Genomic DNA, 24,763 nt, shown 5'->3' on the forward strand with positions numbered 1-24,763 from the left:
AAGATTTTTACTAATTATAAACTTTCCTTACATGGCACTTCAATCAACTAATTATTAATTCATACTGCATCCCCCTTCAACCGTAAAGTCAGGTTGGTAAAGGTTATTTGTTATATTAAAAAGGTACCCTTCATAATTGCCGTTATCAATTATATTTTGAATTGCGCAAAAGTTGGCAAGTACTTCATTACCAGATATATTTATAAAGCCTTCAAAACTTATAACATTCTGTAAACCATCAAGTGTTTCAAGCATTTTATTGTTGCTAATTCCAAGCCCGCTGGGAAAATCGTTACTATTTTTATTGTCAATTTCAGTTAGCCCGCTCAATCCATTTAATGATATAAGCTTAGGATTATCAGTTATAGTAATATTATTCATAACAGTAAAATTGGCAAGCCCATCAATATTGGTAAGCTCCAGATTGTTCATAAAGACTATATTTTCGAGTCCGGTAACCTGCAGCATTGGAGTAAGGGAATTAAAAAAAGAAGTTCCCTTTATTGTAAGCGATTTTAATGTTATGCCTTCTACACCGGCAATTGACTCAAGGGAGGAATTATCTTCCAGTCTCAGGTCATCAATATTTTCTATTGCATCCAGGCCGTTAAGAGACTGAAATTGTTCATTTTCTTGTATTCTTAACAATGAAACTGACTTGAGTCCCGATAAGCCATTAAGGTTTTTAAGCGATGCATTGTCCCAAATGTAAAGTTCATTTAAGCTGGTAATGCCTTCTAACCCTAAAACTTCCAAACCTTCATTAAAACTTATACCTATATTGGCACCTGTATGTATTGTAGCATTTTTTAATATCGCTATACTTTTAAGGTTGTTGTTCCGCACAATACCCAACCCGTTGCCAAGTGTTTTTATTCCTTCAAGCCCTTCCAAGTCTTCAAGCAGATTATTATTAGAAATCAGCAGATTGCCACCAATGTTTATAATATTATGAAGCCCTTTTAGATTCTGAAGATAAGGGTTATTGATGATTTTCAATGAACTCTCCACATTTAGCAGGCTTTTAAGCGGAGTAAGATCTGTTATGTTACTCATACCATCTTCAGAACCGATGGTTAAATTAAGTACAGAACAATAATCAGTATCTTTAAAGGCATTTATATCAGCCTGAGTTAATAAAACAACAGATTCTTTACTTGCACATGGCAGTGTAATAATCTCGTCGGGATCTGTATGGGTTACAGTTTTATCATCATCATTACTGCAGCTAAAAGTTAGTGCAGCTACAAAAAGGTAAGGCAGAATTTTTTTCATTGGTTTTATAATGATTGGTTTATACAAATATATAATTTTACCGTTAACGAAAAATACTACAAAACAGAATGTATCCTAATATTAATCCATACTGCAACCACCTTCAACAGTAAAGTCAGGTTGGTATAGATTACCACTAATAAAACTTGAAGGATAATTATATACACCATGATCTATGATATATTGGATCGCACAAAAATCTGAAAGTGCAGGATTCCCGGAAACATTTAGCACTCCATTAAATTCAGTAATACCCTGAAGTCCTTCAAGAGTTTGCAATGCATTATTATCTGAAATGAAAAGTGTTGCATATGCAGGCGATATATCTTTCACAACCTTAAGATTGCCAAGAGCTGTAAGTGAAGTAAGCCCCGGATTATTTGTTAGCAACAGATAGTTTACTTCGGTAACACTATTAAGGCCATCAAGAGAGGTTAACCCTTCATTTGAAAACAGCCGTATATTATGTATTGAAGTATTATGCAAAGGAGTAAGCGCATTCAAAGAAACCGTTTCTGAAATCTCCAGCCTATCCAGCTCCGCAATATCCTCTAATCCTGATATAGATTGCAATACCGGACATGCCTTAATAATTAATTCATCCAGGTTTGTTAAAGAATTTAATTCCAAAGCCTCCAAAGCATTACTATTTGCAATATTTATAGAATAAGCCGTTTTTAAATCAGAAAATCCCGTAAGATTTTTCAATCCCGTATTACCTATCACAATATTATATGCAGCAGTTACCCCCTCAAACGACATTGCGTTTAACAGCGGATTATCTGTTATTGTTATATTAACATCGTCATCCGGCACAACATTTTTTAGTCCTGTAGCATCAGTTAGTGCAGCATTGCCGGAAACAAATATGTTACCCTTTGTCGTTTTAAGGTTTGACAAGGCATCAAGCGATACAAGCGCGGGGTTGTTTACTATGCTTAGATTTCCTCCAGCATTTATAATATTGTGAAGCCCATATAGGTTTGTAAGCTGCACATTATAACTTATTGATATCTCTCTTTGTACATTAAGAATGCTCGATAATGGGGTAAGATCAGTAATATCGCTTGGCCAGTCAGGCGATCCTATTTTTAAGTCACCGACAGAGCAATAACCCAATGCAGCAAAATTGTTTACTTCTTCCTGAGTATTTAGAATAAGCGTTATACTATTTGCACAAGGCAAAAGATTAATATCATCCGGATCTGAAGGTGTAGTTGTTGTTTTATCATCATCATTACTGCAGCTAAAAGTTAGTGCAGCTACAAACAGGTAAGGCAGAATTTTTTTCATTATTTTTAGGTTGGTTATTCACAAATTTAGGAAAAGCTTAATTACAAAATTAATTTATAAAATTGCAATATCAGGAAAGTTCCTGAAAACAAAATTCCATCTTTAATAGTAAACATTCTTTAATAATGATGCAACAAACTCTATAAGGTTGCGTAATTTTAACAAAAAAAATAATATTAATATAGTAAAAATCTCTGAGGGACTTCTATTAATTATACCATCCTATTCTCATTTTTCCTGATTTTTCCTTTCGCAAAGAAAAAATCCTTACTTTCGCAAATCAATTTTTTTGCACGCATTATAATGAGTAATAAGTTTACTGAATATAAAGCACTTGACCTCCCTACAGTGGCTACTGAAGTGCTTGATTTCTGGAAGAAAGAGAATATTTTTGACAAGAGCGTTACTACCCGCGAGGGCAAACCGCAATATGTGTTTTTTGAAGGCCCGCCTTCGGCAAACGGCCTACCCGGCATTCACCACGTTATGGCGCGTGCCATTAAAGATATTTTTTGCCGTTACCAAACCCAGAAAGGATACCAGGTTAAACGTAAGGCAGGATGGGATACGCACGGACTTCCGGTTGAACTTGGAACCGAAAAAGAACTCGGAATTACAAAAGAAGATATTGGCAAAACCATATCTATAGAAGAATATAACGAGGCGTGTAAACGCACCGTAATGCGCTACACTGATGTGTGGAACGATCTAACCGAAAAAATGGGCTACTGGGTAGATATGGAAGACCCGTATGTTACCTACAAACCAAAATACATGGAATCGGTTTGGTGGCTGCTAAAACAAATTTATGACAAAGGCCTTTTATACAAAGGTTATACCATACAGCCGTATTCGCCTAAAGCAGGTACAGGATTAAGCTCGCACGAAGTAAACCAGCCCGGCGCATACCGCGACGTGACAGATACTACTATTGTAGCGCAGTTTAAAACCATTGCCAATACATTACCGGAAGCTCTTAAAGGTTTTGGGCCTGTTGACATCATGGCATGGACAACTACACCGTGGACACTGCCAAGCAACACAGCACTTACTGTTGGGCCAAACATTGACTATGTTTTGGTGCAGACTTTTAACCAGTACACATTTGAACCTATCAATGTAGTATTGGCGAAAAACCTTGTAGGTAAACAGTTTGGCAAAGGCTATTCAGAAGCATCTGAACATAAAGATTTTTTAAATTTTGCATTAAAATGGTTGTATTCTGTAGAACAGAATTCTAATGCAGATAAATATCCAAAACTTGAAAAATGGTTCAAAAGCCTATCAAATGATGACAAGGGTTATCTTAGAGGGGAAAACAATGGAGCTACTGACGTTGATTCTATTAGAAAACACATTAAATCACTTATAGCTGACACAAAGAATACCATTCCCTATACTATTTTAGCTGAAGCTAAAGGAAAAGACCTTGTAGGTATTCGTTATGAGCAGTTACTACCCTTTGTACTGCCATACCAAAATCCTGAAAATGCTTTCCGCGTTATATCGGGTGACTTTGTTACTACCGAAGACGGTACAGGTATAGTACACACAGCTCCTACTTTTGGTGCAGATGATGCCAAGGTAGCAAAAGAAGCTAAGCCGGAAGTTCCGCCAATGCTTGTGCTGGATGCAAACGGAAACCCAATTCCGCTGGTTGACCTTCAGGGTAAGTTTACACACCATGTAGATACGCTTGAAAACCCTAACGGACAGCCATTACAACTGGCAGGCAAATATGTTAAGAACGAATATTATGATGCAGGTACTGCACCGGAAAGATCTGCCGATGTGGAAATCTCTATTTACCTGAAAGAAAATAATAAAGCATTTAAGGTAGAAAAATATGTTCACAGCTACCCACACTCATGGAGAACTGACGAACCTTTACTATACTACCCTCTTGACAGCTGGTTCATTAAAATGACCGACGTTAAAGAGCGCATGTTTGACCTTAACGACACTATAAACTGGAAACCTAAAGCTACCGGAGAGGGACGTTTTGGCAACTGGCTTAAAAATGCTAACGACTGGAACCTGTCGCGTTCGCGCTACTGGGGTATTCCGTTACCGATATGGAGAACTGAGGATAAAACCGAAGAAGTACTTATTGGCTCTGCCGAAGAGCTTTACAATGAAATAGAAAAAGCTATTGCAGCAGGCGTTCAGGATAAAAACCCGTTTGCAGGCTTTAAGCCGGGCGACATGAGCGATGCCAACTATGACCTTATCGACCTGCATAAAAATGTTGTTGACAGCATTACACTGGTTTCGCCATCAGGCAAACCTATGAAACGCGAAAGCGACCTTATAGACGTTTGGTTTGATAGCGGTGCAATGCCGTATGCTCAATGGCACTATCCGTTTGAAAATAAAGAACTTATTGACAACAATATTGCCTTCCCTGCCGATTTTATTGCCGAAGGGGTAGATCAGACACGCGGATGGTTCTATACACTTCACGCTATCGGAACATTAGTATTCGATCAGGTGGCATATAAAAATGTAGTTTCAAACGGACTTGTATTAGACAAAAACGGACAAAAAATGAGCAAGCGCCTTGGCAATGCTGTAGATCCGTTTACTACTCTTGCCGAATATGGCCCCGATGCTACCCGTTGGTATATGATCAGCAACGCTAACCCTTGGGACAACCTTAAATTTGACATTGAGGGAGTGGCCGAAGTACGACGTAAGTTCTTTGGTACTCTATATAATACCTATTCATTCTTTGCTCTTTATGCCAATATTGACGGCTTTAACTATAGTGAGCCGGAAGTACCAATAAATGAAAGGCCGGAAATAGACCGTTGGATTTTATCGGAACTAAATACACTTATAAAAGATGTGGATAGTTTTTATGCCGATTATGAGCCTACTAAAGCTGCCCGTGCAATATCAGACTTCGTTCAGGAAAACCTGAGCAACTGGTATGTGCGCCTTTGCCGCCGCCGTTTCTGGAAAGGTGAATATGCACAGGACAAAATTGCTGCTTACCAGACACTTTACACCTGCCTTGTTACCGTAGCAAAACTAAGTGCGCCAATAGCACCTTTCTTTATGGACAGATTGTACAAAGATTTAACACAAGCTTCACAGTCAGAAAGATTTGAGAGCGTACATTTGGCCGATTTTCCTGCATATGCTGATAACTTTGTTGATAAATCGCTTGAAAGCAGGATGCAGAAAGCACAGACAATATCATCACTGGTACTTTCATTAAGGAAAAAAGAGATGATAAAAGTGCGCCAGCCACTGCAAAGGGTAATGATTCCGGTACTTGACGAAAGTCAGAAAGCCGAGATAGAAGCCGTTGCAGAGCTTATAAAGGCTGAGGTTAACGTGAAGGAGATACAGCTTATGGATGATGCAAGCGGAGTGCTTGTTAAGCAGGTTAAACCTAATTTTAAAGCATTAGGCCCACGCTTCGGCAAAGATATGGGACTGATTTCTAAAGAGATACAAAATTTCTCTCAGGAACAGATCAATGAGATAGACAAGAATGGCAGTCTGGATATTGTAATATCAGGAAAAAGTATTACTTTAACAACTGAAGATGTAGAAATTACTTCGCAGGATATTCCAGGCTGGTTAGTAGCAAATGCCGGCGGTATAACCGTAGCGCTGGATATAACAATTACCGACGAACTGAAAAAAGAAGGTATTGCCCGCGAACTGGTTAACAGGATACAGAATATTAGAAAAGACAGCGGTTTTGAAGTAACCGACAGGATAAGGGTATACCTTAAAGACAATAATATCTTACAGGATGCCGTTATTGCGAATGAAGAATACATTAAGAGTGAAACACTTACCGATGAGCTCATCTTTAAAAACGAAATAGCTAACGGTACCGAAATAGAATTTGACGAAATAAAAACCTTATTATTAATTTCAAAATAAGTTGACAATGGTAGATGAGCAAATACGATACTCTGATGCTGACCTTGCAGAGTTTAGGGAATTAATTACCAAAAAAATTGAGAAAGCCAAAGCTGACTTAGATTTAATACGTAGTGCCTATATGAATGACCTTAACAACGGAACCGATGATACATCGCCTACGTTTAAGGCTTTTGAAGAAGGCAGCGAAACAATGTCTAAAGAGGCAAACTCTCAGCTGGCAATACGTCAGGAAAAGTTTATTCGCGACCTTAAAAATGCCCTTATCAGGATTGAAAACAAAACCTACGGCATTTGCAAAGTAACCGGTAAGCTTATCAACAAGGAAAGACTAAAGCTGGTGCCACATGCTACAATGAGCATCGAGGCAAAAAATATGCAGCGATAATATAAAAAGCCGTCCCAAAAGGACGGCTTTTTGCTTTTATAATATTCACAGATGATGACCTAAGTCATTCTGAATGCAGCGCAGTGGAGTGAAGAATCTCAAATTTAATTCGAGTTACTTGGAATTGAAAAAGATCCTTCGTACCTCAGGATGAAAAGCCATATATCATTCTGAACGAAGTGCAGTGGAGTGAAGAATCTATTCAATATCATCATTCAAAAACTTCCATTCAGGATTAAATCCATTAATGAGAGCTTCTTTTTTAGCTCTAACCCAGCCCTTAATTTCTTTTTCGCGGGCAATTCCTGTTTCTGCATCTTGATAATGTTCCCAATAAACAAGATACCAACATTTGTATTTAGTTGTAAATGCCTTTGAATTTGCTTCAGGATTCTGATGGTAATATAATCGGGCTTTTAACTCATTAGTAAATCCGGTATATAAAACAGTTTTCTTCTTATTTGTAAGTATATAAACGTAGTAGTTATGAGTACCTAAAGTTTTTTGCATTGAATTAGTATTAGGATATAAATTTATAAAAATTTAGATTCTTCCTTCGTCAGAATGACAAAACCCCCGATGTCATTCTGAACGAAACGCAGTGGAGTGAAGAATCTCACATTTTAATTCGAGTTACTTGGAATTGAAAAAGATCCTTCATACCTCAGGATGACAAAACCCCAATGTCATTCTGAATGCAGCGTAGCGTAGTGAAGAATCTCAAATTTAATTCAAGTTACTTGAAATTGAAAAATATCCTTCGTACCTCAGGACGCAACGCATGCCATTCTGAATGCAGCGCAACGGAATAAAGAATCTAAAAAGAATACTTTAAAATAATTGCAATATTTTAAAAGTAAAATTGCGTCAAATAAAAATAATTAACACTTTATTTAACAATCATTTTTTTATGTATTATTGTATATAACTTAATATATTATAATACATGAAAAAACTGTTGCTGCTTATACTCTTGCTGCCCTTTGCAGCAATGGCAGATTATTATCCGGGAACTGTAACCTTTAATAACGGATCTACAAAAGATGGCTTAATTGAAATTCCTGCAAAACACAATCAGAAAGAATTGTTTTTCAAGACAGATGAAAAAGCAAAAAAGACCAAATTTATGGTAGATGATGTTAAGGAATTCACCATTCAGGGTGAAGACATGAGCACCATAAAATATGTAACACGAAAACTGGCCAACCTTAAAATTTTAAGTACCAAATATAAGATAGAAGACAAAAAATCGTGGGTAAGAATTGTAAGGGAAGGAGAAGTAAGTATTATGACGGCTTTTATAAAAACATATAATACAAGCGGTCCTGTATATTATGTGCAAAAACCGGACGAAGATTATTGCAGGTATCTGGCAGCATTTTATGGCGGGCTTAGTATAAATGAGTTTAAAATGTTTAAAGCAATGGTTAAACTGATATTTAATGACGATTGCCCTAAACTTGAAGAATCACTTGAAAAAGAAGATTTCAAAGCAAAGGGCCCGGCCATTGTAAGCATATTATATGAACAGGTTTGCGATAACTAAATCATAACATAAAAACGGTTCGAAAGGATCGTTTTTCCTTTTTATAATTGTGAAAATTAATGTAATTAGTAGCTACAAAAAACGTTTCTATAATAAATTCCATTATTTTTGCGGGTAAAATTTTTAAAAATGTCCTTAAAGAAAGCCTATCTTATTGTTATCCTTGTTCTGATAATAGACCAGATATCTAAAATATACGTAAAAACCCACTTTATGCTTCGCGAAGAAGTAAAGGTTTTTGACTGGTTTAGGATACAATTTATAGAAAACGAGGGCATGGCATGGGGTGCAGAAATACCGGGCATGTATGGCAAACTTATTTTAACCCTTTTCAGAATTGTAGCAGTGGGCGGTATAGGCTGGTGGCTGTACGATTCGGTAAAAAAGAAACAATCTCCGTACCTTATTGTTTCTATTGCTTTAATTTTAGCAGGAGCATTTGGAAACATTGTAGATTCTGTTTTTTACGGACTTATTTTCGACTACAGCCTGCCAAATCATGTAGCTACTCTATTTTCAGACAATCCATACGGAACCGTTTTTCATGGTAAAGTGGTAGATATGTTTTACTTTCCTATTATTACCGGAGCACATTTCCCTAAATGGTTTCCGTTTATAGGCGGTGACGAGTTTAACTTTTTTAATGCCATTTTTAATGTAGCCGATGCAGCAATATCTGTAGGTGTGGGTATTTTAATTGTATTCAACAAAAAGGCATTCGCTAAATCGTAATTGATATTTGGTAATAGGTAAATTCGGTTATTTGCTGCAACTACAATGGAACAAATTACCAATTACACTATAAACGAATACACTTTCTCAGGTGTTACACAGTAATCCAGGGGCATATCGGTAGCATTAACTTCAATAGGTTCATTTTCGGCTTCAAAAAAAGATAATCCTATCTTTATAACATTGGGTTTACATTCATTAAGAAAGCGGTCGTAAAAACCTTTGCCATAGCCTACACGGTGTCCTTTAGCATCAAAAGCCAGCAGTGGCACAAACACCACATCTATTTTATTAGAAGGTACTTCTATACCATCTACAGGCTCAGGAATGCCATATTGGTTTTTTACCAATTTTGTATTATCAGTAAGCAGGTAATGTATCATAGTGCAGGTTTCAAAATCAGATCTTGACACAATTACTTCTTTATCTTTTCCGGCAAGAATGTTCAGTATAAAGTCGGTATGCACTTCGCGCTGTTCTTCCATAGTAAGAAACAGGTGAAAATAAATATTCTGCCAGATATCAAGCGAAAGCAGCCTGTTGGCAATGGCAAGGCTTTTATGTTCAATCTCTTCTAAAGATAATGCCTGGCGTAAATTTTTATAATGAAGCCTCAGCTCTTTTTTGTTCATGATGTGCTAGTCTGTTTGCATGCAGTTATTCAGCGATAGAAGTTTTCGATTATTGATTACCAAATCCACCCATCACCAAACCACTCTTAAAATTTATAACTCTGCGAAATATGAAAGATCGCATCGCCCTGATATACTATTGGTCCGTCGTTAGCATTTATAATATATCCGCTGTTGGGTGCTTTAATTTTATGTTCTACTTTACCAAACGGGTCGGTTATCATAGCAATTACATCGCCTTTATGCACAAAATCGCCTGCAGCAACCCTGTGCTGAAATAACCCCGAGTATCGCGCGCGTATCCATGCCGACTTGTCTATGTAAATAGTAACGGCATTAGCAACGGGAGCTTTACGGCGCGGATTGAGCATATCAAAATGTTCCAGAAAACGTTTTGCACCCTGCACGCCTTCCTGCGTAACATCATTATTAATATCTAACGATTTACCGCCTTCAAACAACAGCATCTTTACGCCAAGCCTGCCACAGGCACTACGAAAAGAACCCGCAATATTTTTAGAGTAAAGTGTAAACGGCGCATTAAAAATATCAGATAACTGTTTCAGTTCTTCGTTATTTGGTACAATGCGTATTTGCGGGGCATTGAAACGGCTGGCACCTCCGGCATGAAAATCAACACAATAATCTACATTCGGAATCACCTCTTTAAGCAGGTAATATGCAAATCGGCTGGCAAGCGATCCGTTTTTGCTGCCCGGAAACACGCGGTTAAGGTCGCGTCCATCAGGAAACTCACGGCTTTGATTTACAAATCCAAACATATTAATAACCGGAATACAAATAATAGTACCCCGCTTGGGTTTATTAATTTTACGCACAATGATCTGACGAACAATTTCAATACCGTTAATTTCGTCACCATGCAGTCCTGCACTAAAAAGCACTGTAGGGCCTGGTAGTTTGGCACGCTCTACAATAATGGGAATTTTAAGTTTTGTCATGGTATGCAGGCGTGCAATTTCCATAGTAATGGTTTTACTTTCGCCAGGTAAAACTTCTTCGCCAAGTATTGTGATCGTATTATTTATAGCCATAGGTTTTGCAAAGCTATAAAAATAGGAAATTTTAACTTATCGTGAATTACAACCTCAACAATCAACACTCTGCATCCTTAGCACCGAGTGATGGTTAATTCTAAGATATAAGACCCTCTATAAACCACCCCGCCCTGCGGGCACCCCTCCAAAGGAGGGGAAGTATAAAACGTCAACAATCAATATGCTGCATTCCTTCTTTGGAGGGATGGCTAAAAGCCAAGATAGTTAAATTATAAAACTGCCAATACAAACGAACTCACCCTACGGACACCCGCCAAAGAAGAGGAAATATAAAATCCGATAATCAACACTCTGCATTCCCCTCCTTTGGAGGGGTGGCTGAAAGCCGGGGTGGTTAAATTATCAATCCCCCGCTTTAATCAACAATTAACATAATACTTCCTTTTCTCCCGCGTTAAACATTGGTTATTTGTTTTTAACTTTGCAATATGCGTACTCCTCTTGAACTTCAGATACAAACCCTGCCCGACAATCCGGGTGTTTACCAGTATTTTGATAAAGATGACAAACTGCTGTATGTAGGCAAGGCAAAAAACCTTAAAAAAAGGGTGACATCTTACTTTAATAAGGTGCATGATACAGGGCGCACAAATGTGATGGTTAAAAAAATAGCCTCTGTTAAACACATTGTTGTACCCACCGAAAGTGAAGCTTTACTGCTGGAGAATAACCTTATAAAAAAACTCCAGCCGCGTTATAACATAATGCTTAAGGACGACAAGACCTATCCGTGGATATGCATTAAAAAAGAACCGTTTGCACGTGTATTTTCTACCCGTAAGGTTATAAAAGACGGATCGGAATATTTTGGGCCATATACCAGCTTTAAAACAGTACATACGCTGTTAGACCTTATAAAAGAGCTATATCCGCTGCGTACCTGCAATTACGACCTCAGCCCGGCAAACATACGCTCGGGCAAATATAAAGTCTGCCTTGAATATCATCTTGGCAACTGCAAAGGCCCATGTGAAGGCCATGAACCACTAAATGTATATCAGGATCACGTAAATGCAATCCGCGAAATATTAAAAGGCAACTTTAAAGAAAGCCTTAAAGATTTTCGCACGCACATGCAGCAACTGGCTGCTGATATGCATTTTGAAGAAGCCCAGAAAATAAAAGAAAAAATAGAGGTACTTGAAAATTATCAGGCACGCAGTACGGTTTTTAATCCTAAAATATCTAACCTCGATGTGTTTACAATAGTATCTGATGAAACAATGGCCTATGTAAACTTTATTCAGGTATCGCATGGCGCAATCATTCGCAGCCATACTATGGAGATAAAGAAAAAACTTGACGAGCCTGATGAAGAATTACTGGAACTGGCTGTGGTAGAACTGCGCGAGCGTTTTCATTTACAGTCTAAAGAAATACTTGTTCCGTTCCCTATAAGTATGGGCGACAACATCACTGTTACCGTACCTAAAATGGGCGACAAAAAACAAATACTGGATCTGAGCGAGCGTAATGCACGTTTCTTCCGTATGGATCAGCTTAAACAAATTAAAATTGTAGATCCTGACCGCCATACTAACCGCATTATGGCGCAAATGAAAAAAGACCTTCGCCTGCCGGTAGAACCACGCCATATAGAGTGCTTTGACAACTCTAACATACAGGGAACCAATCCTGTTTCGGCATGTGTTGTGTTTAAAGACGGCAAGCCAAGCAAAAAAGATTACCGCCATTTTAATATAAAAACCGTAGAAGGCCCCAACGATTTTGCCTCTATGGAAGAAGTTGTTTTCAGGCGTTACCGCAGGCTTTTAGACGAAAACGAGCCATTGCCGCAGCTTATTATTATAGATGGCGGCAAAGGACAGCTTTCTTCGGCATTAAAAAGCCTAGATATCTTGGGGTTACGTGGTAAAATTACTATCTTGGGCATTGCAAAAAGACTGGAAGAAATTTTTTATCCGGGCGACTCGGTTCCGCTGTATCTCGACAAAAAATCAGAGACTTTAAAAATAATACAGCAGCTGCGTAACGAGGCGCACCGCTTTGGTATAACCTTTCACCGGGACAAGCGCAGCAAGAGTGCATTGCAGACATCGGTAGAAACCATACCCGGCATAGGCGAAAAAACAATGGTAACGCTGTTAAAGCATTTTAAGTCGGTAAAACGAATGGTTGCAGCACCCGAAGATGAGATTGCAAAAGTAGTAGGCCCGTCTAAAGCAAAAAAGATTACAGAATTTTATAAAGAACAGAACAAATAAAATGAAAAAACTGGTTCTCCTGCTGATGGCATTGTCCGTTTTTAGTTCCGTTACGGGGCAGGAGAAAAAGCATAAACCTAAAGTTGGGGTTGTGCTTAGTGGCGGCGGTGCAAAAGGGCTTGCCCACATAGGTGTACTTAAAGCTCTTGAAGAAGCCGGAATTGAAGTATCTTATATTGGCGGTACCAGCATGGGTGCCATAGTAGGCGGTTTGTATGCCGCTGGCTACTCGGCAAAGGAACTCGATTCTATATTCAGCGCTCTTGATGCCGATGCTATTTTACGTGATTATACCCCCAGGGCATCCAAAAACTTTTTTGAAAAACGCAATGACGAGGTCTATGCCATTTCGCTGCCGTTTAAAGGCTATAAAATAGGTTTCCCTACAGCACTCTCAAAAGGATTATACAATTACAACACTATAAACCGGCTTACAGACCATGTACGCTACATTCGTGATTTTGACAGCCTCCCCATTCCGTTTGTGTGCATTGCTACCGATATTGAAACCGGTAAGGAAGTTGTACTGCGCAAAGGTGTTCTCCCCGATGCTATACTGGCAAGCGGGGCTTTTCCCTCATTATATTCACCCGTAGAAATAGATAACCGCCTGCTTATTGACGGAGGCGTAACAAATAACTATCCTATAGAGCAGGTAAGGGCTATGGGAGCCGATATTATTATTGGTGTAGATGTTCAGGATCCTTTACGCACGCGCGATGAGATAAAAGGCGCAACAGGGCTTCTGCTTCAGATCAATAATTACCAGATGATCCAGAAAATGGAGGATAAACGAAAGAAGACCGATATTTATATCAGGCCCGATATTTCGGGTTATACGGTTATTTCTTTTGATGAAGGCCGCCAGATAATCGACAAAGGTGAAGAAGCTGCTAACAAAATAATGGATACGCTAAAAGCATTAGGAGTTGGGCATCCTATAGAAAAGCCACACATAACACCTAAAGATTCTATTTGTATTGCCCAGGTTAAAATAAGCGGTCTGCGTAAGTTTACGCGGTCTTATGTAATAGGTAAGCTTAACTTTAAACCCGGTACAAAAATAAGTTACAGTAAGCTAAACCAGGGTATTACTAATCTTGATGCTACACAAAACTTTACATCGCTGTCTTATAATTTTACAGACGATAAGGACGGCGAAGCGCTTAGACTTCATGTGACCGAAAACCCTATTGACCGTTATATAAAATTCGGCCTGCATTATGACGGGTTATACAAAAGCGCCATTTTAATTAATTATACCCATAAAAATCTTATCCGCCGTAATGATGTAGCACTTATAGATGCTATACTGGGCGATAACTTCAGGTATAATTTTGATTATTATATAGACAATGGCTTTCACCTCAGCTACGGGCTTCACTCCTATTTTAGCAGCTTTAACCGGAATATATCCGGAGAATATGGCGCCCAAAGCAGTTTCAGTAATTTATTTGGCACTAAATCTGTAAACATAGATTTTACTGACTGGACCAATCAGGCATATGTTCAAACCATTTTTGCCCGCACCTTTTTGCTTGGCGGCGGTATTGAATATAAGCATATTAAAATAAAATCGGAAACCGCAGATGCCAGGCCTGTTTTTGATAACAGCGATTATGTATCGGCATACGGCTACCTTAAATTCGATTCTTATGATGATAAATACTTCCCATCTGAAGGCTACTTCTTTTCAGGCGAGGCAAAATCATATCTGCTATCATCAGATTATACCGGAGGATTTAACCGCTTTACCATTATAAAAGGTGAGTTAGCCACTGCACAAACCCTGTTTAAAGGAGCTACCATCAAGCTTCAGAGTGAAATGGGATTTTCGGCAGGTAAAGAGAGTATTTCTACTTTCGATTTTATACTTGGCGGCTATGGCTACTATCCAACTAATAACTTCCGCCATTTTTATGGTTATGACTTTTTAACCCTTTCGGGCAACAGCTACATAAAAAGTGCCATAACGCTTGATTATGAGTTTTTGCGGAAAAACCACCTTAATTTTACGGCAAACTATGCCAATGTAGGACATAACCTGTTGAACGAAGGCAGTATGTTCTCTATACCTACTTACAGCGGCTATGCCTTTGGCTACGGCATGGAAACCATACTGGGTCCGCTGGAGTTAAAGCATAGCTGGAGCCCAGATACCCACCAGCACTATACATGGGTAAGTGTAGGCTTTTGGTTTTAACAATAAGGTTTTTGCTAAAAAAGACATTATATTCGTTAAAAACATCATAATTTTTATAAAAACCCTATATTTGGGACTTCTAAATCAAAATATACTATATGTCTATCTGGAAAAGAAAACCATTAAACGTACTGCTTGAAGAAGCTAATGAGTCTGAAAAAGGGCTTAAAAAAACTTTAACAGCGGGCGGTCTTACAGCATTAGGAGTAGGAGCTATTATTGGGGCGGGTCTGTTTTCAATAACAGGAATTGCCGCAGCACAAAATGCAGGCCCCGCAATTACTATTTCATTTCTTGTAGCAGCCCTGGGCTGTATTTTTGCCGGCCTTTGCTATGCGGAATTTTCATCAATGATTCCTGTGGCAGGTAGTGCATACACCTATTCGTTTGCTACCATGGGCGAATTTGTAGCCTGGATAATAGGATGGGATTTAGTACTTGAATATGCAGTGGGGGCTGCAACGGTTTCCATAAGCTGGTCGCGGTATCTGGGTAAGTTCCTCGAAAGTTATGGTATTTATATAGATAAAGATTTCATGCTTTCCCCTTTTGAAGGCGGTATTATAAACATACCTGCAGTACTTATTGTTATGATAATGTCGTTAGTACTTATGAGGGGTACAAAAGAATCGGCACTAATTAATGGCGTTATTGTTATGCTGAAGGTTAGTGTAGTTTTAGTGTTTATCGCTCTTGGGTGGCAATATATAAGACCGGAAAACTTAACACCATATATTCCTGAAAACACCGGAACTTTTGGAGAGTTTGGTTTTAGCGGAATTATTCGTGCGGCAGCTATAGTGTTTTTTGCATACATTGGTTTTGATGCCGTTTCTACTGCTGCACAGGAAGCTAAAAACCCTAAAAGGGATATGCCAATTGGTATTCTTCTTTCATTAGGTATATGTACATTATTATATATTTTATTTGCCCACGTTATGACGGGTGTTGTAAACTACAGCGCTTTTTCTGGAGCTGATGGTATAGCGCCCGTAGCAATTGCTATTGACGCCATGGGCCCTATGGGTCCTTCAGGTATGATTACACCTGCCTATCCGTGGTTAAATAGTGCTATATTATTAGCAATTCTTGGCGGATATTCATCTGTTATACTTGTAATGCTTATGGGCCAGAGCCGTGTATTCTTCTCTATGAGTAAAGACGGACTTATGCCAAAGGTCTTTTCAGAAGTTCATCCAAAATTCCGTACACCAGCCAAGAACAACCTGTTATTTATGGTACTTGTTAGTATATTTGCCGCTTTTGTACCGGCAAGGGTAGTAGGAGAAATGACCAGTATAGGTACTCTTTTTGCTTTTATTCTTGTATGTATAGGCGTATTAATAATGCGAAAAAAAATGCCTGAAGCACCAAGAGCCTTCAGAACACCTTTAGTGCCACTTGTACCAATATTAGGCGTAGGTGTGTGTCTTTTTATGATGATATTCCTTCCACTTGATACATGGATTCGTCTTATAGTTTGGATGATGATAGGTTTTGACCTTTATCTTTTCTATGGAATGAAAAACAGTTTCCTTAATAAAGGAAATTTTACGGACCAGAGTTTCAAATTTGTTGCTACTTCAGGCTTTGCTATGGTACTTGCACTTGTAGTAATTGCCTTTATTCATCACGAGGGTGGCAATGATGCAGGTATATTTTATTTTTCTCTTATTTTTGCGGCAATACATGCATTAATTTTTGCATTTGGCTATAAGAAAACTATAGCTTAATACGAACACTATAAACAACCAAATTATATTTGCTAAAAGTCCCAACGGTATTTGTTGGGACTTTTTTTGTTTAAATTGTGAGCGATTGAGGTATGAGCATGATGCTCCCCATAAAGAAAGAAGACATATGGAGTCGCGCGAGAATAAAATACTAATTTTAGGCACGAGCGTGACGCTCGCGCCAGCGATGCTTACCGCCCATTAAATACTGATAATTAACTAAATGAAAAAATTAATAGAAAAGTACTCTACCAAGCCCATAGGTCTTTTTAAAACATTATTTATTACTTTTTTTGCCGGATATATTCCATTTGCTCTTATTCATATAGCTTTAAATCTTTCAGGAGTTATTCCTGTAAATTTTAACGATAAACCAATATATGGATTTCAAGGAGCCTTATTTATTCTTTTATATACTCCTTTGGTTGCCTTACTCTTTACCATTACCATTTGGATTTACTTCATGATAGGAAACCTGTTTTTGCGTCTTTTAAAAAAACTATTCCTCTGAAAATATAAAGCTCAATGTTAGCGCGAGCGTCACATTAGTGTCTATAAGAAAATTATATTTGCAAAAGTAAACCCAAGCAACCCCTCCGCTGGCGCGAGCGTCACGCTCGTGCCCCATAAAGAAATTTCCTATATTTGATTAATGAGTAGAAAATATAAATTTGGCGAAAAACAAGGAGCTTATTTTGTAAGCTTTGCAACAGTATATTGGATAGATATTTTTACAAGAGATGAATATTTTTCTGCAATAACCGACTCTTTAGATTACTGTAGAAAGAATAAAGGAATGCAAATATACGCGTATTGCATTATGCCAAGTCATGTACATTTAATATTTCGTTCTTCATTAAACGACCCTTCAGGGCTTATAAGAGACTTTAAAGGGTTTACTGCAAGGAAAATGCTGAAGTTAATTTCGGAAAATCCTCAGGAAAGCAGAAAAGAATGGCTGCTTTGGATGTTTAAACATGCAGGAAAATCAAATAGTAACGTACAAAACATGCAGTTTTGGCAGCAAAACAATCAGCCTGTTGAAATTTGGTCTTTAAAAGTTTTTGAACAAAAGCTTAATTATATCCATGACAATCCTGTAGAAACAGGCTTTGTAACCGATGCTATTGACTGGAAATATAGCAGTGCTAGAAATTATGGAAATGATGATAATACAATTCTAGAAATTGATATAAATTAATGTTGGGCACGAGCGTGACGCTCGCGCCAGCGAGGAGAAACACAACCATTAAAATCAAATATTATGACTAGAAAGCTACAAAAAACCCTTGATTACAGAGTATTGAAGTTTATGAGTCAAAAAGGGGCTAATTTTCAAAGCACCGACCTTCAAAAAATACTAATTAAGATATTCCCAGATAGAACAAATATAATAGGCCAAAAATAAAAAGGCTTCTTACAGACATGGAAAATGATGGATTAATAAAGATTACAGATAGAGCAGATATATCTTTTCAAAATGACAACTTTCAAGTTGATTTTAAATGGGATGACATTCACGTTAAAGCAATTATGACACAAAAAGGCATTGATAAAATACGCAATTATAAGAATGTAGGTTTTGAAAAAACAATGTCAATAATAAATGTAATTGTCGCATTAATCGCTTTGATTTTAACGCTTTATACAATCTATATGGATTCAAAGGTTAATGATCTTGAGAAACGTGTCGAGAATCTTGAATCGCATCAACTTCATCCTTCAATGCGTTGATTTTAATATCACATGCTGGCGCGAGCGTCTCGCTCGTGTCCATGAAAAATACAAATTACCCTGCAATCAATACTAATTAATAGTATGACTATAACAATAAAAACACAACCTATTTACAACAAAAATCTATTGTTGTTACACTTAAAAAATCACCTTATTAAACAAGGAATTAGCACTGTCTCTATAACAGACGATAAGCTCGTATTGGAAAACAGATTCTTTAACGGGCAAAGCAGAATGAACCGCTTTACCTATCTTAAAAAAGGTGAGATTTCTATACAGTCATCACAGGAAGATTCTCAACTCCATTTTGAATATCATAATTATAAGTTCTCTTTATATTTATGTTTGTTATCAGCTATTATAGCTTATTTCTGGAGTCCCATGCTATTTATGTTTTATCTGCTTTCCTTTCAGTTTATTGTCAATATTTTTATAGTTCATATAAGGCAAAAACTATTTTTCAGTAAGGCAGTAAAAGATTTTATAAATAATCATCAAACTACAATGATATAAAGCATTTGCCGGAGCGGAAGAGAAAAACCAATTTACTGATACGAGACTGTATCAATTTTCGATTCTACAATTTTATCTTTTATAATTTTCTGATATTTCCTCTCAGTCAACTGCATGGTATCTTTAGGTTCCAGCACCCTTTCAGCTATTTTCTCAATAAATGTAATGGTGCCATTTTTATTGAAGTGATAACTTGTTTCATAGGTTGATTCCATATCAAAATTACTTACCACTAATATTCTTCTAATACTATCCCTACTTTCAATAATATGGCTGTCAGGATCTATTTGGGGATTAATTTCAAATGTGGTAGTTTGAGGATTAAAAATAAAAATATGGGTTTGGCTGGTCATCGGCATGCTTCCGTAACTATAAATTACAAAATCTTTATATCCGTCAAAATTCACATCTATTAAATGTGTTTTGTTGATTTCATTAAAATAAGCTTCTGAATTATAGTTATATTCTTCAGGATATTTTGTTACATGATCATAGTTAAAAATTGTACTGTCGGTTTCAGTATTTTTTAGTTCCATTATAATTTCACCAATAAATCCGTTGGAGCTTATCAAACTATGTTTCCAATAACATTTTATACGGTTAATAGCAAATGGCCTGCTCTCTTTTACTAGTGTATCGATCACACTAACCGGGCTTTCTGTAGACAGCGTATCTACAACAACAAGATTATCTTCAGGAAGATTAGTCTTGTCTGAATTCCTGCAATTAGTAAAGAATAAAACGAGAAATAAGTAAAGCAGATACCTCATTCCTATTTAAGCCTCATATATTGGTCAATATCAGCATAAGGGAGCAGTAATTCTTTAGGGCCATCGGCAAATGAGCCTACCTCAACACTGTTATAATAAAGTAACAATCCGTCTTCTTTAAAGAATATATTTAACGGCAGTACAAATTTATCGTTCTCAAAAAACAGCCCTGTCGCGTTTATCGATTTGTTTGCCGGAATTTTAAACTTCTCCCTGAATTTCTTTTCGGCATATGCCGTAAAAGCCTTTTCATCTTTAAAAATATCGCTGTAAGCAAGGCTTCTGCCCGTAACAGCATTAAACAATAGTGAGCGGTTGCCCTCATAGCCGTGTGCACCACCGGTATAAACATAGTTGTTAAGTTTGATACCAATAATGCTGTCGGTTTTATAATCTACGGTAGCTTTTATTTTTGCCTCCCACGGAATGGCATCACTCGGAAATTTTTTTGCAAGTTCTTCATACGATTTTATGAACGAAGCCATAAGCTCTTCATAATTGGTACTGTTAGATGGCTGTTCGCCAAAATACACTATACTGCGCGTTACATTAAACACCTTGCGGTTAATACTGTCTCCCACTACCCCTTCGGTTGCCACCGGAACGCTTATATTTACTGTGGTACAGTTTTCGCCCCTGCATGGCAGGTTAGATTTTTGCGAATACTCCTTATTCTCAAAAGTAAGTGCAGGAGTGGTTTCGGCAGTAATTTCAGTGTCTTCGGTTTTTTCGGTGTCTTTTTTACAGGCTGTAAGCAGCAGGCAGGCAAGTCCTAAGGTAAGCAATTGTTTCATAGTAGTAAGTGTTATTGTTATGCAAAACACAACAATCCCCATGCGGGGAAAATTAAATTACAGTAAATTTGCCTAAAATTAATGACAACGAACATACGATTATATGAAATTTAACACAAAAACCATTCACGGAGGCCAGCATCATGAAGAACATACAGGAGCCGTTATGCCTCCGGTATTTCAAACCTCTACGTATGCACAAAAAACTCCGGGTGTGCCTTTAAACGGTTATGAATACAGCCGCGCAGCAAATCCTACACGTACTGCGCTTGAGGATGCATTGGCAAGCATTGAGAACGGTGCGCGCGGACTTGCTTTTTCTTCAGGGCTTGCAGCAACCGACTGTGTTATGAAACTGCTGAAACCTAATGACGAGGTAATTGCTATGGACGACCTGTATGGCGGAACATACAGAATGTTTACCCGCATTTATCAGGAACTTGGCATTAAGTTTCATTTTGTAGATATGAACGACCTTGACAAGTTTAAGTCGCTCATAAACGAGAACACCAAACTGGTTTGGGTAGAAACACCTACAAACCCGCTTATGAAAGTGGTAGATATTGAAGCTATTGCTAAAATAACAAATGAGAAAAAAATTCTTTTTGCTGTAGATAATACTTTTGCAACACCTTACCTGCAACGCCCTTTAGATATGGGTGCAGATATTGTGATGCATTCGGCTACCAAATACCTTGGCGGACACAGCGATGTTATTGCCGGGGCACTTATTATTAAAGATGCCGAACTGGGCGAAAAAATGCACTTTTTACAGTTTGCAACCGGTGCAACCCTTGGTCCGCAGGATGCTTACCTTGTGCTTAGGGGCATAAAAACGCTTCATCTGCGCGTACAGCGCCATAGCGAAAACGGACAGAAAGTTGCCGATTATCTTGTTGCCCACCCTAAAGTAGCTAAGGTATATTATCCGGGACTGAAAGACCATCCTAACCACGAAATTGCCAAGAAGCAAATGAGCGGAAGTTTTGGCGGAATGGTATCGTTTACTTTTAAATCGGGAGCAAAAGCAGATTCTATCAAGTTTCTGGAAGACCTGAAGGTATTTACGCTTGCCGAGTCATTAGGTGGTGTAGAATCGTTGGCCAATCATCCGGCTTTAATGACGCATGCCTCTATACCCGAACCAAAACGTAAAGAGATTGGTATTACCGACGATCTTGTTCGCCTCAGCGTTGGTATAGAAGATGCAGAAGATCTTATAAAAGATATTGAGCAGGCACTGGGATAGTGTGCTGTTAACCGATACAGAAATACCGAAAACCGCTTTCAATGTTAAGTTTTTGCCCTTGTTGCAATCCTTAACATTGGGAGTGGTTTTTTTCTGTTTTTTCATGTTAATTTTGCGTTACGTAATTGTAAAATTAATACACACATGAACAGGACAGATTTAAGACTCGTACAGTATTCGGTAACAACAAAGGTTAAAGGTAAAAAAAGCAAAAAATCTACATCTAAAAAAGTAAAAGCTATAGGTTACTTTCATATTTGGGGTGCTAACGCCGACAAAAAAGGTAACGAAAAATTTTATGCTCTTGTAGAAGACGCTAACAATGGCAGCCTTGTAGAAGTAGCGCACAAAGACGTTCGTTTTTTAACGGATGATGAAATTGAAATGCTTTACAACCAGGCAGAAGAAGTACTTATTGAAGAAGAAGAAGAAGCTGCCGAAGCAATAGCTGAAACCTCTGCTGAATAAATACACACGCGTCCTGAAAAAATAAAAAACACACGAAACGTAAATGCCACCCATTAAGGTGGCATTTTTTTATACCTGGTATCGGCATAATGGCCTTCCTCTTTGGAGGGAAAGTTAGAACCAACTTTAAATTTGTAAATTTGCGGTATCAATAAATAATTATAATGAAGATAGAAATATGGAGCGACATTATGTGTCCGTTCTGCTACATAGGTAAAAAGCGTTTTGATGCCGCATTAGAACAGTTTGAACATAAAGATAAGGTACAGGTAGAATGGAAGAGTTTTATGCTCTCACCGGAACTTAAAACAGACCCGTCTAAAAACATAAACCAGATGCTTGCCGAGCATAAAGGCATATCGCTGGAAGAAGCCACCGGAATGAACGACTACGTAACCAATATGGCAGCACAGGCAGGGCTGACCTATAATTTCAATAAAACCGTAGTTGCCAATAGTTTTAACGCACATCGTTTCAGTCATTTTGCATCGCAGTACGGCAAACAAAATGAAGCCGAAGAAAAATTATTCGCAGCCTATTTTACCGAAGGCCGTAATATAGATGATGCACAAACTCTTATTGAAATTGCAATAGAACTTGGGCTTGACACCGAAAAATTAGCCAAAGCCATGAGCAGCGGCGATTTTGCCGACGAAGTGGTTGCCGATATTCATGAAGCACAGGAATTGGGTATAAGAGGTGTTCCGTTTTTTGTACTGAACCGCAAATATGCTATAAGCGGTGCGCAGGAAACAGCCGCCTTTTTAGAAACACTTGAAAAAGCATACGCAGAGAAATAGCTGTAAGCAGAAAAGCTGCAAAGTAGCAAAGCTTCAAAGTTTGCCACAGTAATCTCTAGTAATAAATTAAAAAAGTCGTAAAGTCTATTAATACAGGCTTTACGACTTTTAATTTATAATTCTAAGTTTTACTGGCTACAGTTACCTGCTGTAAAATCTTCTAAAGTTGGGCTATAGGCATTCCCTTCAAAACTGGCAACATCTGCACTATCAACAATTCCGCTAACGGCGCAAAGATCTGAGAGGTTTGGATTACTACCAATAAGCATTTTCCCGTTAAATGTAGTAATATTTTCTAATCCCGCAAGTGACGATATATCAAGCCCTATTAGCCTAATCCCTTCAAAGTCACTTGAAAATTCCTCCGGTTGTGGCACAATTTCTGTAATCCCACTAAGCGGAGCTAATGAACTTAAATTTATATATTTAATGTCTAACCCCGATACAGATTTTAAATTTTCAAAACCGTGTAATGATGTTAAAGAACTATTACTATGTAAATCTATATTTTGCACTTCTTTAATATTGCTAAAAGCCTCTAAAGAATTTAAATTCTGGCAGTCAAATATTTGTAATTTATCCATTGTTGCTATATTTGATAATGCTGGCAATTCAGTAACAAGATCATTATCATCAAAAAATAAATTAGAAAGAACATTTAGGTTTTCAATCTGCTGTACTGAAATTAGTTTTGTATTGTATATTATACGAAGATTATCAATATGAGTAATCGAATTCAGATTTTCAAAATTCAGCAATTCATCATTCGCACTTACGTAGAATTGATCTACTTTTTTTAAAGCATTCAGACCTTCAAGATTCGTAATATTAGTAGCCTGTATTTCCAATTTATTTAACTCCTGAATATTATCAAGCCCTTTTAGTGTATGTAAAGAATGATTATTATAGATTGAAATTCCACTTTCCGTATCTTCATACGAACCAATTTCTTTAAGAGAATGTAAATGCTCCAATGTCAATAAGTTAGTGTTATTAAATATAAAAACATCTTTCACTTTTTCTAAATTTTCCAGTCCATGTAAATTTGACAAGCGAGTACTATATAGATGTAGCTGACCATCCAATTCTGTTAATTCCTGTAATCCCGATATATCACTTATATCACTATAACCACCGAAATTACCTAAATATAATCCGCCAATAATAGAACAATAATGATTTGCCACGAAAGCATCTACATCTTCCTGTGAATAGAGTTTTGCAAAACCAACATAGACATTATCACAATTCCCGCCCTCAGGATTTTCAGGCGTTGGATTCTCGGGTGTTGGATTTTCAGGATTCTCACCAGTAGGATCAGCCGTTGTGGTATCATCACTACTACACGCAAACAAGATCATTGCCAAGCAGGCAAGTAAAAGTTTTTTCATTGGTTTGATTATAATTGGTTGTGGTAAAAATA

Annotated in this window: 22 protein-coding genes; 14 read left to right on the forward strand and 8 right to left on the reverse strand. The window is 37.6% G+C overall.

What is annotated here, in order from left to right; translation table 11 throughout:
* Positions 1 to 54: 54 nt before the first annotated feature.
* Both NHE85_RS05265 and NHE85_RS05270 read right to left on the reverse strand, forming a co-directional pair.
* A complete protein-coding gene (locus NHE85_RS05265) occupies positions 55 to 1,275 on the reverse strand; it encodes a hypothetical protein (RefSeq protein ID WP_252810352.1) in 1,221 nt (406 codons plus the stop codon).
* A gap of 81 nt (positions 1,276 to 1,356) precedes the next feature.
* Positions 1,357 to 2,568: a hypothetical protein gene (locus NHE85_RS05270; RefSeq protein ID WP_252810354.1), complete on the reverse strand. Its 1,212-nt coding sequence runs from the start codon at positions 2,566 to 2,568 to the stop codon at positions 1,357 to 1,359.
* A 303-nt stretch (positions 2,569 to 2,871) separates the two neighbouring features.
* Between NHE85_RS05270 and ileS the strand changes: the two genes are divergently transcribed.
* Both ileS and NHE85_RS05280 read left to right on the forward strand, forming a co-directional pair.
* Positions 2,872 to 6,471 (forward strand): isoleucine--tRNA ligase, encoded by a 3,600-nt coding sequence (gene ileS, locus NHE85_RS05275; protein ID WP_252810356.1) that lies wholly within the window; start codon positions 2,872 to 2,874, stop codon positions 6,469 to 6,471.
* Between the two features lie 7 nt (positions 6,472 to 6,478).
* Complete coding sequence (locus NHE85_RS05280) at positions 6,479 to 6,859, forward strand: TraR/DksA C4-type zinc finger protein (RefSeq protein ID WP_252810358.1); 381 nt, start codon at positions 6,479 to 6,481, stop codon at positions 6,857 to 6,859.
* Positions 6,860 to 7,057: 198 nt separating this feature from the next.
* Here NHE85_RS05280 and NHE85_RS05285 read toward each other — a convergent pair whose 3' ends face one another.
* Entirely contained in the window at positions 7,058 to 7,369 is a 312-nt protein-coding gene (locus tag NHE85_RS05285) for a GIY-YIG nuclease family protein (protein ID WP_252810359.1), read from the reverse strand.
* 436 nt (positions 7,370 to 7,805) lie between these two features.
* On the opposite strand from NHE85_RS05285, the gene NHE85_RS05290 reads away from it, so the two are divergent.
* Positions 7,806 to 8,405 (forward strand): hypothetical protein, encoded by a 600-nt coding sequence (locus tag NHE85_RS05290; protein WP_252810360.1) that lies wholly within the window; start codon positions 7,806 to 7,808, stop codon positions 8,403 to 8,405.
* Positions 8,406 to 8,534: 129 nt separating this feature from the next.
* Positions 8,535 to 9,137, forward strand: a complete 603-nt coding sequence (locus tag NHE85_RS05295) for a lipoprotein signal peptidase (protein WP_252810361.1) — start codon at positions 8,535 to 8,537, stop codon at positions 9,135 to 9,137.
* A 62-nt stretch (positions 9,138 to 9,199) separates the two neighbouring features.
* Here NHE85_RS05295 and NHE85_RS05300 read toward each other — a convergent pair whose 3' ends face one another.
* Both NHE85_RS05300 and NHE85_RS05305 read right to left on the reverse strand, forming a co-directional pair.
* Positions 9,200 to 9,769 carry a 5-formyltetrahydrofolate cyclo-ligase gene (locus NHE85_RS05300; protein WP_252810362.1) on the reverse strand — a complete coding sequence of 190 codons (570 nt, stop codon included), beginning with the start codon at positions 9,767 to 9,769 and terminating at the stop codon, positions 9,200 to 9,202.
* Positions 9,770 to 9,855: 86 nt separating this feature from the next.
* Positions 9,856 to 10,824: a succinylglutamate desuccinylase/aspartoacylase family protein gene (locus NHE85_RS05305; RefSeq protein ID WP_252810364.1), complete on the reverse strand. Its 969-nt coding sequence runs from the start codon at positions 10,822 to 10,824 to the stop codon at positions 9,856 to 9,858.
* A 452-nt stretch (positions 10,825 to 11,276) separates the two neighbouring features.
* Between NHE85_RS05305 and uvrC the strand changes: the two genes are divergently transcribed.
* From uvrC to NHE85_RS05340, 7 genes are all read left to right on the forward strand, one after another.
* Positions 11,277 to 13,073, forward strand: coding sequence for an excinuclease ABC subunit UvrC (uvrC, locus tag NHE85_RS05310; protein WP_252810366.1), 1,797 nt, complete (start codon positions 11,277 to 11,279; stop codon positions 13,071 to 13,073).
* Between the two features lies 1 nt (position 13,074).
* Positions 13,075 to 15,276, forward strand: coding sequence for a patatin-like phospholipase family protein (locus NHE85_RS05315; protein ID WP_252810367.1), 2,202 nt, complete (start codon positions 13,075 to 13,077; stop codon positions 15,274 to 15,276).
* A gap of 98 nt (positions 15,277 to 15,374) precedes the next feature.
* Positions 15,375 to 17,009 carry an amino acid permease gene (locus NHE85_RS05320; RefSeq protein WP_252810368.1) on the forward strand — a complete coding sequence of 545 codons (1,635 nt, stop codon included), beginning with the start codon at positions 15,375 to 15,377 and terminating at the stop codon, positions 17,007 to 17,009.
* Between the two features lie 223 nt (positions 17,010 to 17,232).
* The gene (locus NHE85_RS05325) at positions 17,233 to 17,520 is read left to right on the forward strand and encodes a hypothetical protein (RefSeq protein WP_252810370.1); all 288 of its coding nucleotides are present in this window, start codon (positions 17,233 to 17,235) and stop codon (positions 17,518 to 17,520) included.
* 141 nt (positions 17,521 to 17,661) lie between these two features.
* Entirely contained in the window at positions 17,662 to 18,210 is a 549-nt protein-coding gene (locus tag NHE85_RS05330) for a transposase (RefSeq protein ID WP_252810373.1), read from the forward strand.
* Positions 18,211 to 18,434: 224 nt separating this feature from the next.
* Positions 18,435 to 18,743 carry a hypothetical protein gene (locus NHE85_RS05335; RefSeq protein WP_252810381.1) on the forward strand — a complete coding sequence of 103 codons (309 nt, stop codon included), beginning with the start codon at positions 18,435 to 18,437 and terminating at the stop codon, positions 18,741 to 18,743.
* Between the two features lie 84 nt (positions 18,744 to 18,827).
* Positions 18,828 to 19,259: a hypothetical protein gene (locus NHE85_RS05340; protein ID WP_252810383.1), complete on the forward strand. Its 432-nt coding sequence runs from the start codon at positions 18,828 to 18,830 to the stop codon at positions 19,257 to 19,259.
* Positions 19,260 to 19,291: 32 nt separating this feature from the next.
* On the opposite strand, the gene NHE85_RS05345 is transcribed toward NHE85_RS05340, so the two are convergent.
* Entirely contained in the window at positions 19,292 to 20,029 is a 738-nt protein-coding gene (locus NHE85_RS05345) for a hypothetical protein (RefSeq protein ID WP_252810385.1), read from the reverse strand.
* Between the two features lie 2 nt (positions 20,030 to 20,031).
* Complete coding sequence (locus NHE85_RS05350) at positions 20,032 to 20,823, reverse strand: DUF3298 and DUF4163 domain-containing protein (protein WP_252810387.1); 792 nt, start codon at positions 20,821 to 20,823, stop codon at positions 20,032 to 20,034.
* A 103-nt stretch (positions 20,824 to 20,926) separates the two neighbouring features.
* Here NHE85_RS05350 and NHE85_RS05355 point away from each other — a divergent pair, with 103 nt between their 5' ends.
* From NHE85_RS05355 to NHE85_RS05365, 3 genes are all read left to right on the forward strand, one after another.
* Entirely contained in the window at positions 20,927 to 22,072 is a 1,146-nt protein-coding gene (locus NHE85_RS05355; protein ID WP_252810389.1) for a cystathionine gamma-synthase, read from the forward strand.
* Positions 22,073 to 22,216: 144 nt separating this feature from the next.
* Complete coding sequence (locus NHE85_RS05360) at positions 22,217 to 22,540, forward strand: hypothetical protein (RefSeq protein ID WP_252810392.1); 324 nt, start codon at positions 22,217 to 22,219, stop codon at positions 22,538 to 22,540.
* Positions 22,541 to 22,704: 164 nt separating this feature from the next.
* Positions 22,705 to 23,340 carry a DsbA family protein gene (locus NHE85_RS05365; RefSeq protein ID WP_252810393.1) on the forward strand — a complete coding sequence of 212 codons (636 nt, stop codon included), beginning with the start codon at positions 22,705 to 22,707 and terminating at the stop codon, positions 23,338 to 23,340.
* A gap of 128 nt (positions 23,341 to 23,468) precedes the next feature.
* Here the strand turns inward: NHE85_RS05365 and NHE85_RS05370 are convergent, their stop codons facing one another.
* Positions 23,469 to 24,731, reverse strand: coding sequence for a hypothetical protein (locus NHE85_RS05370; RefSeq protein WP_252810395.1), 1,263 nt, complete (start codon positions 24,729 to 24,731; stop codon positions 23,469 to 23,471).
* Between the last annotated feature and the right edge of the window lie 32 nt (positions 24,732 to 24,763).

Source organism: Flavobacterium sp. NRK1 (assembly GCF_024054175.1).
GTDB lineage: Bacteria > Bacteroidota > Bacteroidia > Flavobacteriales > Flavobacteriaceae > Flavobacterium.

Coding starts and splice junctions, on each gene's coding strand:
- NHE85_RS05265 (WP_252810352.1), bottom strand. CDS start 1,275: ATGAAAAAAATTCTGCCTTACCTTTTTGTAGCTGCACTAACTTTTAGC.
- NHE85_RS05270 (WP_252810354.1), bottom strand. CDS start 2,568: ATGAAAAAAATTCTGCCTTACCTGTTTGTAGCTGCACTAACTTTTAGC.
- ileS (WP_252810356.1), top strand. CDS start 2,872: ATGAGTAATAAGTTTACTGAATATAAAGCACTTGACCTCCCTACAGTG.
- NHE85_RS05280 (WP_252810358.1), top strand. CDS start 6,479: ATGGTAGATGAGCAAATACGATACTCTGATGCTGACCTTGCAGAGTTT.
- NHE85_RS05285 (WP_252810359.1), bottom strand. CDS start 7,369: ATGCAAAAAACTTTAGGTACTCATAACTACTACGTTTATATACTTACA.
- NHE85_RS05290 (WP_252810360.1), top strand. CDS start 7,806: ATGAAAAAACTGTTGCTGCTTATACTCTTGCTGCCCTTTGCAGCAATG.
- NHE85_RS05295 (WP_252810361.1), top strand. CDS start 8,535: ATGTCCTTAAAGAAAGCCTATCTTATTGTTATCCTTGTTCTGATAATA.
- NHE85_RS05300 (WP_252810362.1), bottom strand. CDS start 9,769: ATGAACAAAAAAGAGCTGAGGCTTCATTATAAAAATTTACGCCAGGCA.
- NHE85_RS05305 (WP_252810364.1), bottom strand. CDS start 10,824: ATGGCTATAAATAATACGATCACAATACTTGGCGAAGAAGTTTTACCT.
- uvrC (WP_252810366.1), top strand. CDS start 11,277: ATGCGTACTCCTCTTGAACTTCAGATACAAACCCTGCCCGACAATCCG.
- NHE85_RS05315 (WP_252810367.1), top strand. CDS start 13,075: ATGAAAAAACTGGTTCTCCTGCTGATGGCATTGTCCGTTTTTAGTTCC.
- NHE85_RS05320 (WP_252810368.1), top strand. CDS start 15,375: ATGTCTATCTGGAAAAGAAAACCATTAAACGTACTGCTTGAAGAAGCT.
- NHE85_RS05325 (WP_252810370.1), top strand. CDS start 17,233: ATGAAAAAATTAATAGAAAAGTACTCTACCAAGCCCATAGGTCTTTTT.
- NHE85_RS05330 (WP_252810373.1), top strand. CDS start 17,662: ATGAGTAGAAAATATAAATTTGGCGAAAAACAAGGAGCTTATTTTGTA.
- NHE85_RS05335 (WP_252810381.1), top strand. CDS start 18,435: ATGGAAAATGATGGATTAATAAAGATTACAGATAGAGCAGATATATCT.
- NHE85_RS05340 (WP_252810383.1), top strand. CDS start 18,828: ATGACTATAACAATAAAAACACAACCTATTTACAACAAAAATCTATTG.
- NHE85_RS05345 (WP_252810385.1), bottom strand. CDS start 20,029: ATGAGGTATCTGCTTTACTTATTTCTCGTTTTATTCTTTACTAATTGC.
- NHE85_RS05350 (WP_252810387.1), bottom strand. CDS start 20,823: ATGAAACAATTGCTTACCTTAGGACTTGCCTGCCTGCTGCTTACAGCC.
- NHE85_RS05355 (WP_252810389.1), top strand. CDS start 20,927: ATGAAATTTAACACAAAAACCATTCACGGAGGCCAGCATCATGAAGAA.
- NHE85_RS05360 (WP_252810392.1), top strand. CDS start 22,217: ATGAACAGGACAGATTTAAGACTCGTACAGTATTCGGTAACAACAAAG.
- NHE85_RS05365 (WP_252810393.1), top strand. CDS start 22,705: ATGAAGATAGAAATATGGAGCGACATTATGTGTCCGTTCTGCTACATA.
- NHE85_RS05370 (WP_252810395.1), bottom strand. CDS start 24,731: ATGAAAAAACTTTTACTTGCCTGCTTGGCAATGATCTTGTTTGCGTGT.